This window comes from Bradyrhizobium sp. BR2003 (assembly GCF_009720285.1).
Classification (GTDB): Bacteria; Pseudomonadota; Alphaproteobacteria; order Rhizobiales; family Xanthobacteraceae; genus Bradyrhizobium; species Bradyrhizobium elkanii.
Map to the genome: position 1 here is coordinate 67,697 of NZ_SMYJ01000027.1, position 16,093 is coordinate 83,789.

Here is a 16,093-nt window from a genome sequence, read left to right on the forward strand (position 1 = left end):
CGCCTACTCCGCAGCGCGCGCCAGCCGGAACAGGCTGCGACCGCCCTCGCGGCTGACCAGCAGCATCACCATGACGGAGGCGTCGCCGAGCAACGCGCGATAGGACGCGATCGAACGGGTCAGGTGATTGTAGATCACGACGGCCGGAATCGCAGCGACCAGGCCGAGCGCGGTCGCAAGCAGCGCCTCGGCGATGCCGGGCGCGACCACCGCGAGATTGGTGGTGTGGGCCTCGGAGATGCCGATGAAGGCATTCATGATGCCCCACACCGTGCCGAACAGGCCGACGAACGGCGCGGTGGCGCCGATCGTCGCCAGCACACCGGTGCCGCGCGCGATCTGCCGCGACATCGCTGCTTCGACCCGCTCGAGCCGCAGCGCGATGCGCTCCTTGAAGCCGTCGTCGAACATCCCGCCGGACAGCGCAGCCTCGCGCGAGGCCGACTGCACGATCTGCGCCACCGCATCGTTGCCGTCGCGGCTCGCCTGCTCGGCCTCGGCAAGCTGGGTATCGCGTTCCAGCAGGCCGATCCGCTGCCGGGCGAGCGCGGTCTTGCGGCGGATCTCGACGGTCTTGGCGAGCCAGACCGTCCAGGTAACGAGCGAGGCGAAGGCGAGCCCGACCATGACAGCCTTCACGACGATGTCGGCGCTCTCGAACATGCCCCAGGGCGAGAGGTTGCGCGGCAGCAGTGCGGCGTCGGCTGCGGCAAGACTCGCGCCCGGCAGCATGCCGAGTAAGGCAGATGCCGCCATCCAGATGCTTCGCCCAAGCCAGCGCTGCGACATGGTCGCCTCCCGTCCCTCGTTGGTGTCAGCCCGCCTTCGGCGCGAGGCGGTCCGCCAGCGCATGGAAGCGCGCCTGCTGATCGCCGCGCAGCGCGCGCGTCTCGTCGCGGCCGACGAACACCTTGAACATGATGCCGCCGTCGCGATTGATGAAGGCGATGAACGCCGACACCTTGCCCATGAAAGGCCGCTCGACGAAGGCGATCGCCGCGCAGCGCTCGTGCCTCAGATGGCCGTGCAAGCCCTTCGGCTGCATCAGGTTGAAATAGCCGCGGCCGACCTCGCCGTTCGGAATGGCGCCTGTGAACTCGAAGATCGCGTCATCGGTGTGCACGATCAGCGTCACCTCGCCCCACTCCGCGATGTCCTGCATCGCGGCGTCAAACTCGCCGGGGCCGATCCGCACCATGGTCTCGGGGAGCGCCTCGAGCACCGCGCGCAGCGTCACCTTGCGCTCGCGCGCAACATCCTCGATGACCGCGCCGGGATTGTCGGCCATATAGGCCTTCAATCCCGCAAGCTCCGCGTTCTGCACGGCCGCCTCCGTCACGCCGGGCTCTTCGCGCGCTCGGTGATCAGCACCTCGAAGCCCTCGAATTTCGGGTGGCCGAGATAGAGGCTGCCGCCGGTCTCGTTGCCGGCGCGCGAATGGGCGCGGCGGAACGCGTCGGACTTCGTCCAGTCCTCGAACGCCGCCTTGCTGGCCCACACGGTGTGGGTCGCATAGAGCGTGTGGTCCTCGGCCTCGGGGCCCTTCACCAGATGAAATTCGACGAAGCCCGGCAGATCGCCGAGATAGGATTCGCGCGTCTTCCAGACCGTCTCGAACGCCTGTTCCTTGCCCTTGATCACCTGGAACCGGTTCATTGCGATGAACATGAAAACTCTCTCCTGTTTGACGGCGGATGTCTGGATCCTGCCGGATGATCTCGTTAATAACATGAACGCGCCAAAGCCGCGCTGGGGGCACCAGCGCGGCCGGAGCAACCTGGATGGAATGATCGGCGTCTCGCGTTACGCTCCACCTAGGTGAATCCTGAGCCCGGCCTTGTAAACGGTGCCCGGACCGGGGCTCGAGAACAGCACGTCGTTCTGCGTCGTGCCGTCGGTCGAGGAGCCCGGGATCGCATAAGGCCGGTAGTACTGGTTCAAGAGGTTGTCGACCGACGCCGTGAAGGTGATGTCCTTGGTGGCGTTCCAGGTCAGATAGAGATTGACGAGCTCGTAGCCGGTCGAGGGCAGATAGCCCGCCGGCAGATCGTTGTTGGCGCCGAACGAGGACCATTGCGCGGCAATGATCAGCGAACGGTCGAGCAGGCGGACGCCGCCCGTCGTCGTCACCTTGCGCGGCGTGATGGTGGCGAGCCCGACATTGGTCTGGGTGTTCCGGCCGCGCATCAAATGGCCGGCGACGCCGACGAACCAGTCACCGGCGTCATACATCGTCTCGAGCTCGAAACCCTCGATGCGGGCGTGGGCGATGTTCTGGTACTGATAGAACTGGCTGAACCGCCCGAACGGCGTCAGGGTCGGCGCCGACGCGACGAGATCGATATAGCCGTCAACGTCGTTGCGGAACACGTTGATCTTGCCGCGGAACGAGTCGCTCGCCGTGAAGATGCCGTCATATTTCAGATTGATGCCGGCTTCCTTGTTCTTGCCGACCTCCGGCCGCAGCGCCGCATTGGGGACGAAGCAGAACAGGCCGCTGGTGCCGTCGGGGCAATTGAACAGCGCCGGCCCGCCGCCGGTGGCATGGCCACCCGCGATCAGGGTCTCGGTGATGGACGGCGCGCGATAGCCTTCGGCATAGCTCGCATAGGGCGTGAAGCCGGCAACCGGCGTGACGCCGAGCGTGATCTTCGGCGACAGCCGGTCGCCGCTGGTCGTGGTGTTGATCGAATTGAGCTCGTAATGGTCGTAGCGGACAGCGCTGATCAGCTCGAGCCAGGTCGAATAGTTCTGCTTCAGCTGCACGAAGCCGCCGGACACGGTGCGCTGGCCGCCCGGCGTCGTGACGTTGGAATTGCCGCGGGAGTCGAAGGTCTCGACATCGTCGCGGAAGGCGTCGAAGCCGTAGGTCACGGCGTTGCGCCAGTCGCCGAAATTGAAGCGCGAGGTGTTGTTGACGTCGATCCCGACGGTGTCCAGCAAATAGCCGCGCTTGTCGCCGACGCAGCCGGAGATGTTGTTGCCGGGATTGGCGAGCGTGCAGACCCCGCCGCCGGTGGTGATGCGGTTGTTGTAGGTCTTGACCTGGTCGTTGTCGGTACGGTTGCCGTAGACCGAGATGTTCCAGTCGAACAGCATGTCGTCGGGCTTGGAATATCGCCAGCTCAAGGTGCCGGTGTAATTCTTGGCATCGGAGGCGTAGACCGAGGAGCCCGCGATGGCGGCGAGCGGCGCCGCCGTCGTGGTCGCGCCGCGGTTCGGCTGACCGATATTATACTGGTAGTCCTGGAAGATGCCGCCGATCTTGAACTCGTGGCCTTCGGCGGGGCGGAACGTCACCTTCATCAGGCCGGCCGCGATATCGTTGCCGGTGTTGCCGATCTCGGTGCCCACGCCGTCCTTGTAATTGCCCTGGGTGCGATAGACCGCGCCGCCGAACACATCGACATTCGGATCGACGCGTACGCCGCCGAACACCGAGCCCATGCCGCGGTCCGTGTTGGTGCCGTAGGAGCCCGACATGTCGACACCCCAGCGCTCGCCGGGACGCACCACGTCGTCGATGTCCTTGGTGCGGAACGAGGCCACGCCGCCAATCGCGCCGGAGCCGTAGATGTTCGCGGTCGGGCCGCGCACCACGTCGACGCCGCCGATCAATTCGGGATCGAGGAAGAACGAGCCGTTGGCATTGTGGCCGGTGCGCTGATAGTTCTGCCGCGCGCCGTCGACGACGACAGCGACACGGCCGAAATCCTGCAGGCCGCGGATGTTGATGACGGTCGCCGGATCGTCGCCGCGCTCCTGGACCGAGACGCCGGGCACATTGTAGAGAATATCGGAGAGCCGGTTCGGCTGCAGGCCCTGGATCTTCTCCAGGGTGACGGAGCTGACCGGCGCCAACGCATCGATCGCGCGCTCCTCGGTCTTGGACGCCACCGCCGTGATGGTGTCGAGCGATTGCACCGGCACCGCGCCGATCTGCGAGCGCGCATTCAGCGCCGCCGGCGCCGCCTGAGCTTCGGCCGCCGGCTTCAGCTTCTGCTTCGGCCGCTCGGTCGAAGGACGCACAGCCGACGGATCGGCGGTCTGCGCGAACCCGCGTTCCGGCAGTGCCGCCGTAAATGAAAACATCGACGCGCCCAAAATCAGGGCGCGCGAAACCCTAGCCCCGTCAGCCATTCTAGCCCCAGCCTGATCATCGCTTGTCTGGTTTGGCTGGCGTGCGCTCTGACGAGCGGTTTGCTGGCTACATCGCGGTGCAAGCCACCCGCCTGCATCGCGTGAGGATTGGTTACGGGCCCGCAACAAAACGGTCAAGAATGCGGCGGCGCTGTTTATATCGATTGTAAAGTGCAGCCGTTGGAATGCGCCTTCGCCCGCTTATACAAGCAAACACCATTTGAAAATTTTCGCAGGCGCAGCCACCACGATATGTCCGCAGCTTCCGGAGACAATATCGGCGCAGCCGGAAAGCAGACCGAGCCTGCATCCGGAGCGGCCAAAACGCTGATCATGCGCGGAAATCGTCTCGACAGTCGCGAGCTGTTCGCGGCGGAGCGCGAGATCATCATCATGCATGGCGACGAACATTACCGATTGCGGCTGACCTCGCAGAACAAGCTGATCCTCACGAAGTGACGGCCCCGATGACAATTTGTCGCACGCTCGCCTTGCTCGCCTTCTCCTGCTTGCTGCCGATCGAAGCCGTGACGGCCGAGAGCATCACCGTGCATGACGCACGCGACCGCGACGTCGTGATCGACAACCCGTCGCGGATCGTCTCGATCGGCGGCGCGATCACCGAGATCCTCTATGCGCTCGGCTTCGAGGACCGCATCGCCGGCGTCGATGCGACCAGCCTCTACCCGCCGGCTGCGCTGCGCGAGAAGCCCGACGTCGGCTACATGCGCCAGCTGTCGCCGGAGGGCGTGCTCGGCCTGCATCCGTCGCTGGTGCTCGCGGTGCAGGGCTCCGGGCCGAAGGAGACCATGGACGTGCTCGAGGCGGCCAAGGTGCCGCTGGTGCTGGTGCCGGAGACGTTCTCGGAGGCCGGGCTGGTCGAGAAGATCAGGCTGGTGGGCCACGCCATGGGTGTCGATCCGCGCGCCGCCTGCTTGACCACGGCGGTGGAGAGCGATCTCGCGCAACTGCGCGCGCTGCGCGCCAAGGTGACGAAGCCGGTGCGCGTGATGTTCGTGATGTCGCTGTTGAATGGCCGGGCGATGGCCGCGGGCCACAAGACCGCCGCGGACGAAATCATCCGGCTTGCCGGCGGCGTCAACGCCATCGACGGTTACGACGGCTACAAGCCGGTCAATGACGAGGCCATCGTGGCGGCGAAACCGGATGTCGTGCTGTCGATCGATCGCGGCAAGGACTCGCTGACGTCGGATGCCGTGTTCGCGCATCCGGCCTTCGCGCTGACACCGGTCGCGGCCAACAAGGCCTTCATCTCGATGGAAGGCCTTTATCTGCTCGGCTTCGGACCGCGCACCGCGGCCGCGGCACGCGACCTTTCGATCAAACTCTATCCGGCGCTGGCGCCGGAGGCCGACAACTTCAAGCCGGCAGCGCCGACCGCGAATTGCCGGCAGTGAGCGGGCTCGCCGATCGCCGCGGGCGTGCGAAACAGCGGCGTGCCGGCATGTCGCTGCGGCCGGCCGCGACACTCACCCTGCTCTGCCTGCTTGCGGCGCTCGCGGCGACCGCGCTGGTCGCCCTGACGGTCGGGGCCGCCGGCATTCCCATGGCGCGGCTTCCGGCAGCGCTTGGGCTATGGGCTGATAGTGTCGCCAACCCGCTGCTCGCACGCGACCAGCTCGTGGTGTGGTCGATCCGCATCCCGCGGATCGCAGCGGCGGCGATGGTCGGCGGACTCCTTGCCGTATCAGGCTCGATCATGCAGGGCCTGTTCCGCAATCCCCTCGCCGACCCCGCGCTGGTCGGCGTCTCCTCCGGCGGCGCGTTTGCCGCGGCGGCCGCGATCGTGTTCACCGACAGCCAGCTCGGCGAAAGCCTGCGCTTCCTGCAACACCAGCTGTTGCCGATCGCGGCCTTTGCCGGCTCGCTGCTCACGACCATCGTGCTTTACGGCATCGCCAGCCGCGGCGGCCGGACATCGATTGCGATCTTCCTGCTGGCCGGGCTTGCGATCGCCGCGATCGCCAATGCCGGCATCGGCCTTTTGGTGTTCGTCGCCGACGATCGCCAGCTTCGCGACATCACCTTCTGGCTGCTCGGCTCGCTCAGCGGCGCGACCTGGAGCAAGCTCACGGCGCTGGCGCCGGTGCTGGCGGTGGCGCTGGTCGCCTGCCTCTCGATCGCGCGCGGGCTCGACGTGCTGGTGCTCGGCGAGGCCGAGGCGTTCCACAGCGGCGTCGACGTCGAACGGCTGAAGCGGATCTCGATCGTGCTGGTGTCGGCGATGACCGGGGGCGCGGTCTCGGTCTGCGGCGTGGTCGGTTTCGTCGGCATCGTGGTGCCGCATCTGTTGCGGCTGGTGATCGGGCCCGCGCATCGGCTGCTGCTGCCGGCGTCCGCACTGCTCGGTGCCATCCTCCTGGTCGGCGCCGACACCGTGGCGCGCACCATCGTGGCGCCCGCGGAAATGCCGATCGGCATCCTGACGGCGGCGATCGGCGCGCCGTTCTTCCTCGCCATGCTGCTGCGGCAGCGCTCTCTGGTGTCGCTGTGACGGCCCTGCTCGAAGCGCAGTCGGTATCCATGACGGTCGGCGGCGCGACGCTGGTCGATGCGGTGTCGCTGCGGATCGGTGCCGGCGAGATGGTCGCGATCGTCGGCCCCAACGGCGCCGGCAAGTCGACCCTGCTGCGGATGCTGTCGGGCGACCTGCGTCCGTCACGCGGGGCGATCAGGCTCAGGCAGCGCGACCTGCAAACCTACGGACCACGCGCGCTGGCGAAGCACCGCGCGATGCTGTCGCAGCAGGTCAACGTCACCTTCCCGTTCACCGTCGAGGAAATCGTCAGCATGGGCGCCGGCGAAAGCCCGCGTGCCATGGCGCGGGCGCTGGTCGAGGCGGCACTCGACGAGGTCGGCCTCGCGCGGTTCCGTTTCAGGCAATTGCCGACGCTGTCGGGCGGCGAGCAGCAGCGGGCGCATTTCGCGCGCGTGCTGGTGCAGCTCGCCTGCGGCGAAGCGCTGCACGGACCCGGACTGTTGCTGCTGGACGAGCCGACCTCGAGCCTCGATCTGCGGCACCAGATCGACCTGGTCGAAACGGCGCGCCGGCGCGCCGCGCGCGGCACCGCCGTGATCGCGATCCTGCACGACCTCAACCTCGCGATGCGGTTCGCCGACCGCATCCTGCTGCTGCACCGCGGCCGGCTAGCCGTCGACGGCGACCGCACGGCGGCGATGAAGGCCGAGACGCTGCGCGAGATCTTCGAGATCGACGCTGCGGTCGCCTACACCGGAGACGGCGCGCCGTTCCTGCTGCCGCAAACGATGCGACCCGTTTAGACCCTCATGGTGAGGAGCGCGGTACGCGCGTCTCGAACCAGGAGGCCCGGCTGTCACTTGCAGCTATCCTTCGAGACGGCCGCTGCGCGGCCTCCTCAGGATGAGGATTGCGAGTGAGAGGCGACGTAACGCCGCAAGCCTTATCCCGCCGCAACATCCGCGGTTCACAAAACTGTCAGCCGGTTGTAACAGGCGGCTCGGAGAACACCGCATCGTTTATCCTTTTGGAGATCAACCATGCGCCTGTCCCTGCTCTGCTCCGTCGCCTCGATACTGCTCGCCACATCGGCGTTCGCGCAGAGCGAGGGCGAATACCCGGCGACGCTGGCAGGACATGCCGTGATGCCGGCGGAGAGCTTCATCGACGCCCCCGCCGACGCCCCTGATGATCTGAAGACCTCGGGCAAATACACCACCGGCAAGCGCGTCGACGCCATCGGCACCGTGATGGGCAAGTCCTATGAGCGGCCGACCGGCGTGTCGCTGCCGTTCAAGGGCCAGCCGCTGCAGGGCCATTCCGGCATCAAGGTGATGCCCGACGGCTCGTTCTGGGTGATCACCGACAACGGCATGGGCTCGCGCTACAACTCGGCGGACTCGATGCTGTACCTGAACCGGCACAAGATCGACTGGGCGAGCGGCAAGATCGAGCGTCAGGAGACCGTGTTCCTGCACGATCCCGACAGGAAGGTGCCGTTCCGCATCGTGCACGAGGACACCGCCAAGCGCTACCTCACCGGTGCCGACTTCGACACCGAGGGCTTCCAGGTCATCAACGACATTTTCTGGATCGGCGACGAGTTCGGGCCCTACATCCTCAAGGCCGACAAGACCGGCAAGATCCTTGCCGTGTTCGAGACTGTCGCCGACTACAAGCCGGTGCGTTCGCCGGATCACTGGGCGGTGCAGTCGCCGGGCGCGCCCGGCGCCTCCTACACCAACGTCAACCTGCGCCGCTCCAAGGGCTATGAAGGCTTTGCTTCCTCCAAGGACGGCAAGTTCCTCTACGGCCTGCTCGAAGGCCCGCTGTGGGATGCCGACAAGAAGGATTGGGAGAAGGTCGACGGCAAGGAAGCCTCGCGCATCCTGGAATTCGACGTCGCGGCGGAGAAGTTCACCGGACGCTACTGGCAGTACGTGTTCGAGCAGAACGGCAATGCGATCGGCGACTTCAACATGATCGATCCGGCCCAGGGCCTCGTCATCGAACGCGACAATGGCGAAGGCACCGCCGATAAGGCCTGCCCGCAAGGCCAGCGCGGCGAGAACTGTTTCCCTGATCTCGCCAGGTTCAAGCGCGTCTACAAGGTCGAGCTGTCCGACCCCAATGTCGGCAAGCCGGTGCGCAAGATCGCCTATATCGACCTGATGAAGATCCGCGATCCCAACAAGAGGGCGCGCAAGCCGCTCAACGACGGCGTCTACACTTTCCCGTTCTTCACCATCGAGAATGTCGATCGGGTCGACGACACCCACATCATCGTCGGCAACGACAACAACCTGCCGTTCTCCTCGAGCCGCGACCCGAACAAGGCCGATGACGACGAGTTCGTGCTGCTCGAGGTCGGCGAATTCCTGAAGGCGAAGTGAAGGGCAGCTGCTGTCGCAGCACACAACAGTGTCGTCGCCCGGATCGACCGGGCGATGTAGTATGCAGAGGCGTCCGAGCTCAACGGACAAGCCGCGGCGTACTGGATGCCCCGCTCAAGGCGGGGCATGACAGTGAATTTGCGGGAAGACGGTCCATCATTGCGAGCGTCGCCATCACGCCTCGCAATGACGGCAGTTTTCCAATCGTCATCCCGCCGGCACCATCACGACGCCCTTGTCCTTCGGCCAGCGCATCCGCCAGGCGAAATTGACGTCACGGACTTCGCTGGCCTTGGCCTCGAACGCCCATTCCAGCACGCCGCGCTTGTCGCGCAGATTGGTCGTCGTCGCAGGCGTCGACGACGGCAGCATCTCGACCACGATATCGTCGTTCTCGCTGACCGGGAGCTGATCCTGGATCGCGACCTTGATCGGGAAGTCGTGGCCGTTGCGCACCGTGGTCTTGAACGCGCGCTCGTCGGTCTTCGACGTCGTCACGATCAGGCCCGCGGAGCCCTCGTTGCGCTTCACCACCGTGCGTTCGATCTTGACCTTGTCGTCGGCGCCGAAACCGAGCCGCACGGTCTCGTCCTTGGCGGCCGTGGCCATCCGGTTGCGGCCGACAAAGATGCCGTCGCGGTAGATCGAGACCTGCCCCGGCAGCAGCGGCGCATCGTCGGCCTGCACGAAGCTTGCTTCCAGGAACGCGGTCGGATCGATCACCGGGACGGCGCGAACCGCGAGATCGGGCGTGATCGTCGCCGTCGAGATGCGCAGGCTCTTTGCGCCCTCATTGGCGGCAACGCTGACGCGGCCGGGGATCCTGAAGGTGGCCTGGAAGGCGCCGACCTCGGCGGTGGCCTCCAGTTCGTCCGCGCGTCCCCCACCAAAGCGGAATTGCTGAACCGCGTCAGCGGCCGGCGCGGGTGCCAGCGCCTCGCGCGACCGCATGCTGGCCTCTCCCGAAAGCTTCGCCAGCGGCCGCGGCGGCTGCGGATATCGCACGATCAGCGAGCGGAGGTCGGGCGCATTGCCGCCGCGCGCGACCCGCACGGTGGAGACGACGAGCGCCACGTTCGACCAATCCTCGCCGGTCGACTGGGTGATCTCGGCGCGGCGCACCAGCTCGATCGCGGGCTTGCGATCCCTGGCGCCGGTGTCGAGCCGGGCATCATAGAGCGGCGTCCAGCGCGCGTTGGGAACCGCATAGGTGACCCGCAGCGTCGCGCGGGTGGCGGCGGCTGAAGCAAGCTCGATCCGTACCTCGAGCTTGCTCGGCGGCTTGGCGGCACGATCGGCTTCAAGACGCACGATTTCGCGGTCGATGTCGCGCTGCTTGCGCACGGCGTCGCGGATGGCGTTGTCGGCAGTTGCGACTTCATCCCCCACCGCCGAGAACGCTGCGCGCCACTCGCTTACCGGACGCGCCTCGCCCTTCTCGCCGATCCCGACCGGCGCTGCCTCGGCGAAATGTTCGGCGAATTTGCGCCGCGCTTCGGCCGACGCGATGAGCCCTTGCAGATCCTCGCGCTGATCCCGCAGCGCCTCGATCCGCTTGTCGATCTCAGGCAGGTTCGCCGGCTCCACCGGGCGCGGGTGCCGCGCGTCGATGGCCCCGATCGTCAGCTGGCCGCCCGCCTCGCCCTCCACCCGCAGCGAGCCCGTGTCGAGCTCCATCGGGAAATCCTTGGCGATAAGCGTGTTGTCGCCGGCAGGCAAATCCAGCGTGATGACGCGGGTGACGCTCGCACCATCGGGATAGACGGTCACGGCATCGACCTGCGAGGCCGCATCGAGATTGGCCGCATGCAGCGGCCCCGCAACCAGCGTACCCGCCAGCACCAGGCTGGTGGTCACAAGATAATTCGCAATTCTACACATGACATCCCTCCGGGAAAACCGCCGCATGGCGCGAGACGAACGGCGCGCCGGGCTCGACTGCGCGCCGTTTCTCGTGGTGAGACGCAGCGAGGAAGGGACTGGTTCGATTGAGGTTTCCCTGCGGCACGATAGTGGCGTCGCGGGGGCTGCGGCGTGGCGCGGGCGCGTCAATGGTATCTATCTGCCGTCTTTGCGAGGAGATCGCGATAAAATTGCCAGGCAATTTTGCGCTGAAGCGACGAAGCAATCCGTCCTTCCGCATGTGCGGTGACAATGGATTGCTTCGCTTCGCTCGCAATGACCGCGGAAGCGAGTCCGGCATAAAAAACACGGCGCCCGGAGGCGCCGTGCTGCAAATCTCGAGCAGTCAGCCGACTGCGCGCTTAGCTGTAGATCTCGAACAGGCCGGCGCCGCCCTGGCCGCCGCCGATGCACATGGTCACGACGCCCCACTTGGCCTTGCGGCGACGGCCTTCCTGCAGCAGGTGGCCGGTGAGCCGGGCGCCGGTCATGCCGAAGGGATGGCCGATCGCGATCGAGCCGCCATTGACGTTGTACTTCTCGGGATCGATGCCGAGCTGGTCGCGCGAATAGAGGCACTGGCTGGCGAATGCCTCGTTGAGCTCCCAGAGATCGATGTCGTCGACCTTCAGGCCGTGGCGCTTCAGGAGCTTCGGCACCGCAAAGACCGGACCGATGCCCATCTCGTCGGGCTCGCAGCCGGCCGAGGCCCAGGCGACGAAGCGGCCGAGCGGGTTGAGGCCGCGCTTCTCGGCATCCTTGGCTTCCATCAGCACCACGGCGGCGGCGCCGTCGGAGAGCTGGCTGGCATTGCCGGCGGTGACGAACTTGCCCGGACCCTTGACCGGCTCGAGCTTGGCAAGGCCTTCCAGCGTGGTCTCGGGGCGGTTGCACTCGTCGCGATCAACCACGTAGTCGACGATCGATTCGGCCTTGGTCGCCTTGTCGACCACCTTCATCTTGGTCTTCATCGGGACGATTTCGTCCTTGAACTTGTTGGCCTGCTGCGCGGCCGCCATGCGGCGCTGCGACTCCAGCGAATACTCGTCCTGGTATTCGCGGCTGAGCTTGTACCGCTCCGCGACGATGTCGGCGGTGTCGATCATCGCCATGAAGATGTCGGGCGCGGTCTTGAGCAGCTCGGGATCGATCGATTCCTTCGGCGAGCCGCCGCCGGGAATCGAGATGCTCTCGACGCCGCCGGCGACGATGCAATCGGAGCCGTCGGAACGGATCGAGTTGGCGGCCATCGCGATGGTCTGCAGGCCCGACGAGCAGAAGCGGTTCACGGAGACGCCCGCGGTCGACTTCGGCAGGCCGGCGAGCAGCGCCGCCTGGCGGCCGATGTTCGGCGCGCCATGCGCGCAATTGCCGAGATAGCAATCCTCGACATATTCCTTGTCGACGCCGGCGCGGTCGACCGCGTGCTTGATGGCGTGCGCGGCGAGCGACATCGGCGGGGTGATGTTGAATCCACCACGGCCGGACTTTGCCAGGCCGGTGCGCGCGTAGGAAACGATTACGGCTTCACGCATTGTTTTCTCCCTCTGAGATGACGGTCATTGTGGCGCGTCGTGGCCCGTTCGTACACATTTTTCGGCGGGCGCAACAGCAATACCGGACGTCCCGGAACGACAAACGCCGCCTCCGCGACCGGAGACGGCGTCATGTTCCGCAGATCGGAATATGGACTGCTTGAGCGGTATCTTCCCTCCGTCATGCCCGGGTGTCCCGGGCGATGACGAGGACCGCTCAAACAGCGTTTGAAACGCCAGCGCCTTTAAAACGTCAGCGGCTCAGAACGTCAGTGCCTTGGCCTGCTTCACCTGCGGCAGCGTCTGTACCTTGGCGAGCAGCTCCGCCGGCACCGCGCCGTCGACCTCGACCAGCGCAATGGCGTCGCCGCCTTGCTTGACGCGGCCGAGATGGAAGGTCGCGATATTGATTTTCGCATCACCCAAGAGGCTCGCGAATGCGCCGATGAAGCCCGGCTTGTCCTCGTTGGTCACGTAGATCATCGACTTGCCGAACTCGGCGTCGACGCGGATGCCCTTGATGTCGACGAGACGCGGCTTGCCGTCGGCGTAGACGGTGCCGGACACCGAACGCTCCTGACGCTCGGTGGTGACGGTGACCGTGATCAGGCTTTCATAGTCGCTCTGCGCAGCGCGGACGACCTCGTCCACCACCATGCCGCGCTCCTTGGCGACGACCGGCGCCGAGACCACGTTGACCTCGCCCAGCATCGGACGCAGCAAGCCCGACAGCACTGCCGAGGTGATCGCCTTGATCTTCATCTCGGCGACGTGGCCCTCATAGGTGATCTCTGTCTTGAGGATGCCGCTCTCGGTGAGCTGGCCGGCGAACGAGCCGAGCTTTTCGGCGAGCTCGATGAACGGCTTCAGCTTCGGCGCCTCTTCCGCGGTGATCGAGGGGAAGTTGACCGCGTTGGAAATCGCGCCCGACAGCAGATAGTCCGACATCTGCTCGGCGACCTGCAGCGCGACGTTTTCTTGCGCCTCGGTGGTGGAGGCGCCGAGATGCGGGGTGCAGATCACGTTGGGATGGCCGAACAACACGTTCGAGGTCGCCGGCTCCTCGACGAACACGTCGAAGGCGGCGCCCGCGACGTGCTTGGAATTCAGCGCGTCGACCAGCGCCTGCTCGTCGACCAGGCCGCCGCGCGCGCAGTTGATGATGCGCACGCCCTTCTTCATCTTGGCGATCGCAGCCGCATCGATCACGTTGCGGGTCTTCTCGGTCAGCGGCGTGTGCAGCGTGATGAAGTCGGCGCGCTTCAAGAGATCGTCGAGCTCGACTTTCTCGACGCCGATGTCCCTGGCGCGCTCCGGCGACAGGAACGGATCGAACGCGATCACCTTCATGCGCAGGCCGAGCGCGCGGTCGGCGACGATCGTGCCGATATTGCCGCAGCCGATCACGCCGAGGGTCTTGGCGGTGATCTCGACGCCCATGAAGCGGTTCTTCTCCCACTTGCCGGCCTGGGTCGAGGCGTCAGCCTGCGGGATCTCGCGCGCCAGCGCCAGCATCAGGGTGATCGCATGCTCGGCGGTCGTGATCGAATTGCCGAACGGCGTGTTCATCACGATGATGCCCTTGGCGGTCGCGGCCGGAATCTCGACATTGTCGACGCCGATGCCGGCGCGGCCGATCACCTTCAGCCTCGTCGCCTTCTCGATGAGCTTGGCGGTCGCCTTGGTGGCCGAGCGGATCGCGAGGCCGTCGTAATTGCCGATGATCTCGGCGAGCTTTTCCTTGTCCTTGCCGAGGTTGGGCTGGAAGTCGACCTCGACGCCGCGATCCTTGAAGATCTGCACGGCGGCGGGAGACAGCGCGTCGGAAATCAGAACTTTGGGTTTTGTCATCGGAATGATCCGTTGCTGAACGATGCGTTTGAATACACGACGGCCGCGGGCGCGGAGCCCGCCCGGCCACTTTGCGCGATGGATGGCCGGGTCGAGCCCCCGGCCATGACGATGATGAGTTACGCGAAGCGGCTCAGGCCTCCCTTTTAAGCCGCCTTGGGCAACGCTGCCTTGGTCTCGGCGAAGGCCCAGTCGATCCACTGCGTCAGCAGCTCGACATCCTTGGCTTCGACGGTGGCGCCGCACCAGATCCGCAAACCGGCCGGCGCGTCGCGGTAATACGCGAAGTCGAAGCCGGCGTTCTCCTTCTCCACCAGCGCGACCAGCTTCTTGCAGAAGTCGGCCTGCGCGTCGGATGGAAGCGAAGTGATCGCGGGATCGGTGAACTTCAGGCACACCGAGGTGTTGGAGCGGATCGCGGGATCCTTGGCCAGGAAGTCGATCCACGGCGTCCGCGCCTTCCAGTCGGCGAGCGCCTTGGTGTTGGCGTCGGCGCGGGCGATCAGCGCCTTCAGGCCGCCGATCGACTTCGCCCAGTTCAACGCATCGAGATAGTCCTCGACGCAGAGCATCGACGGCGTGTTGATGGTCTCGCCTTCGAAGATGCCTTGGTTGAGCTTGCCGCCCTTGGTGAGCCGGAAGATCTTCGGCAGCGGCCAGGCCGGCTTGTAGGTCTCGAGCCGTTCCACCGCGCGTGGCGACAGGATCAGCATGCCGTGCGCGGCTTCACCGCCAAGCGCCTTCTGCCAGGAGAAGGTGACGACGTCGAGCTTGGCGAAATCGAGCGGCTGCGCGAAGGCGGCCGAGGTCGCGTCGCAAATCGTCAGGCCTTCGCGATCCGCACTGATCCAGTCAGCGTTCGGCACGCGCACCCCCGAGGTGGTGCCGTTCCAAGTGAAGACGATATCCGACTTCGGATCGACCTTGGAGAGATCGGGGATTTCACCATAAGCCGCGTTGAGCTTGGTGACGTCCTTCAGCTTCAATTCCTTGACGATATCGCTGACCCAGCCCTCGCCGAAGGATTCCCAGGCGAGCGTGGTGACGGGCCGCGCGCCGAGCAGCGACCACAGCGCCATCTCGACCGCGCCGGTATCCGACGCCGGCACGATGCCGATCTTGTAATCGGCAGGCACCTCAAGCACCTCGCGCGTCAGTTCGATCGCGAGCTTGAGCTTGGCCTTGCCGACTTTCGCACGATGCGAGCGGCCGAGGGCGGCGTCCTTGAGATTGTTGGGGATCCAGCCGGGGCGCTTGGCACAGGGGCCGGAGGAAAAATGCGGCACTTCAGGCCGCGAAGCGGGCTTCGCTGCAGTCATAGTCTACCCTTCCAGATAGCTGCCTCTCGGTGGGGAGAGGTTTCCCGCGGTCGGGGATAGTGGAAAGGTACCCAAACGTCAAGAAAGTTCGGACCCGTCTGGAACGATCCGGGCATCACGGCTGATTGATGGGGCGTCCTCGACCTGCTGGATCGTCTCCTGATCGAGCAAATCTGCCGCCAGAGTCATGATCTTAACCGCCCTGCGCCGGCTCGATACTTTCAAAATGCTTTTCTCGCCGGCCTGCACGATGTACTCGTTGCCGACCCGCACGATCGAATAATCCGACATTCCAATCCCCAGTTGCCCGCCGCCACGTGGGAGACGTCCGACATAGCGGACTCGTTCCGACCCGTAAAATCACGGTGGCCAGCTTAGTTTATCGCCTGTTAACCGGATCGCAGAGCAACGGCTGCCGCAGGCGTTGCCCGGTAGATGGCACAACTCTCCCGC

Annotated in this window: 15 protein-coding genes; 6 read left to right on the plus strand and 9 right to left on the minus strand. The window is 65.6% G+C overall.

What is annotated here, in order from left to right; all coding sequences use genetic code 11:
- Positions 1-3 precede the first annotated feature (3 nt).
- The 4 genes from exbB to E2I15_RS21730 all read right to left on the minus strand — a co-directional run bounded on the left by exbB (position 4) and on the right by E2I15_RS21730 (position 4,140).
- Entirely contained in the window at positions 4-756 is a 753-nt protein-coding gene (gene exbB, locus E2I15_RS21715; protein ID WP_246668075.1) for a tonB-system energizer ExbB, read from the minus strand.
- Between the two features lie 58 nt (positions 757-814).
- On the minus strand, positions 815-1,288 hold the full coding sequence (gene hutX / locus E2I15_RS21720) for a heme utilization cystosolic carrier protein HutX (RefSeq protein WP_155262518.1): 474 nt from the start codon (positions 1,286-1,288) through the stop codon (positions 815-817).
- A 47-nt stretch (positions 1,289-1,335) separates the two neighbouring features.
- Entirely contained in the window at positions 1,336-1,668 is a 333-nt protein-coding gene (gene hmuQ / locus E2I15_RS21725; RefSeq protein ID WP_137479045.1) for a heme-degrading protein HmuQ, read from the minus strand.
- Between the two features lie 135 nt (positions 1,669-1,803).
- Positions 1,804-4,140: a TonB-dependent hemoglobin/transferrin/lactoferrin family receptor gene (locus tag E2I15_RS21730; RefSeq protein WP_137479044.1), complete on the minus strand. Its 2,337-nt coding sequence runs from the start codon at positions 4,138-4,140 to the stop codon at positions 1,804-1,806.
- Between the two features lie 252 nt (positions 4,141-4,392).
- Here E2I15_RS21730 and hemP point away from each other — a divergent pair, with 252 nt between their 5' ends.
- The 5 genes from hemP (at position 4,393) to E2I15_RS21755 (ending at position 9,033) form a co-directional block, all read left to right on the plus strand.
- A complete protein-coding gene (gene hemP, locus E2I15_RS39300) occupies positions 4,393-4,599 on the plus strand; it encodes a hemin uptake protein HemP (protein ID WP_137479090.1) in 207 nt (68 codons plus the stop codon).
- A gap of 8 nt (positions 4,600-4,607) precedes the next feature.
- Positions 4,608-5,558, plus strand: a complete 951-nt coding sequence (locus tag E2I15_RS21740) for a heme/hemin ABC transporter substrate-binding protein (RefSeq protein WP_137479043.1) — start codon at positions 4,608-4,610, stop codon at positions 5,556-5,558.
- A gap of 47 nt (positions 5,559-5,605) precedes the next feature.
- Positions 5,606-6,655 (plus strand): FecCD family ABC transporter permease, encoded by a 1,050-nt coding sequence (locus E2I15_RS21745; RefSeq protein WP_137479042.1) that lies wholly within the window; start codon positions 5,606-5,608, stop codon positions 6,653-6,655.
- Entirely contained in the window at positions 6,652-7,443 is a 792-nt protein-coding gene (locus E2I15_RS21750) for a heme ABC transporter ATP-binding protein (RefSeq protein WP_137479041.1), read from the plus strand. The genes E2I15_RS21745 and E2I15_RS21750 overlap by 4 nt, the downstream gene beginning before the upstream one ends.
- 237 nt (positions 7,444-7,680) lie before the next feature.
- Positions 7,681-9,033, plus strand: coding sequence for an esterase-like activity of phytase family protein (locus tag E2I15_RS21755; protein WP_137479040.1), 1,353 nt, complete (start codon positions 7,681-7,683; stop codon positions 9,031-9,033).
- Between the two features lie 207 nt (positions 9,034-9,240).
- On the opposite strand, the gene E2I15_RS21760 is transcribed toward E2I15_RS21755, so the two are convergent.
- Complete coding sequence (locus tag E2I15_RS21760; RefSeq protein ID WP_137479039.1) at positions 9,241-10,914, minus strand: mucoidy inhibitor MuiA family protein; 1,674 nt, start codon at positions 10,912-10,914, stop codon at positions 9,241-9,243.
- A gap of 25 nt (positions 10,915-10,939) precedes the next feature.
- Between E2I15_RS21760 and E2I15_RS21765 the strand changes: the two genes are divergently transcribed.
- Positions 10,940-11,185: a hypothetical protein gene (locus E2I15_RS21765; RefSeq protein ID WP_137479038.1), complete on the plus strand. Its 246-nt coding sequence runs from the start codon at positions 10,940-10,942 to the stop codon at positions 11,183-11,185.
- A 112-nt stretch (positions 11,186-11,297) separates the two neighbouring features.
- On the opposite strand, the gene E2I15_RS21770 is transcribed toward E2I15_RS21765, so the two are convergent.
- The 4 genes from E2I15_RS21770 to E2I15_RS21785 all read right to left on the minus strand — a co-directional run bounded on the left by E2I15_RS21770 (position 11,298) and on the right by E2I15_RS21785 (position 15,931).
- Entirely contained in the window at positions 11,298-12,470 is a 1,173-nt protein-coding gene (locus tag E2I15_RS21770) for a thiolase family protein (RefSeq protein WP_137479037.1), read from the minus strand.
- 261 nt (positions 12,471-12,731) lie between these two features.
- Positions 12,732-14,321: a phosphoglycerate dehydrogenase gene (gene serA, locus E2I15_RS21775; RefSeq protein ID WP_137479036.1), complete on the minus strand. Its 1,590-nt coding sequence runs from the start codon at positions 14,319-14,321 to the stop codon at positions 12,732-12,734.
- 146 nt (positions 14,322-14,467) lie between these two features.
- Positions 14,468-15,640, minus strand: coding sequence for a phosphoserine transaminase (locus tag E2I15_RS21780; RefSeq protein WP_137479035.1), 1,173 nt, complete (start codon positions 15,638-15,640; stop codon positions 14,468-14,470).
- A gap of 78 nt (positions 15,641-15,718) precedes the next feature.
- Positions 15,719-15,931: a hypothetical protein gene (locus tag E2I15_RS21785; RefSeq protein WP_137479034.1), complete on the minus strand. Its 213-nt coding sequence runs from the start codon at positions 15,929-15,931 to the stop codon at positions 15,719-15,721.
- Between the last annotated feature and the right edge of the window lie 162 nt (positions 15,932-16,093).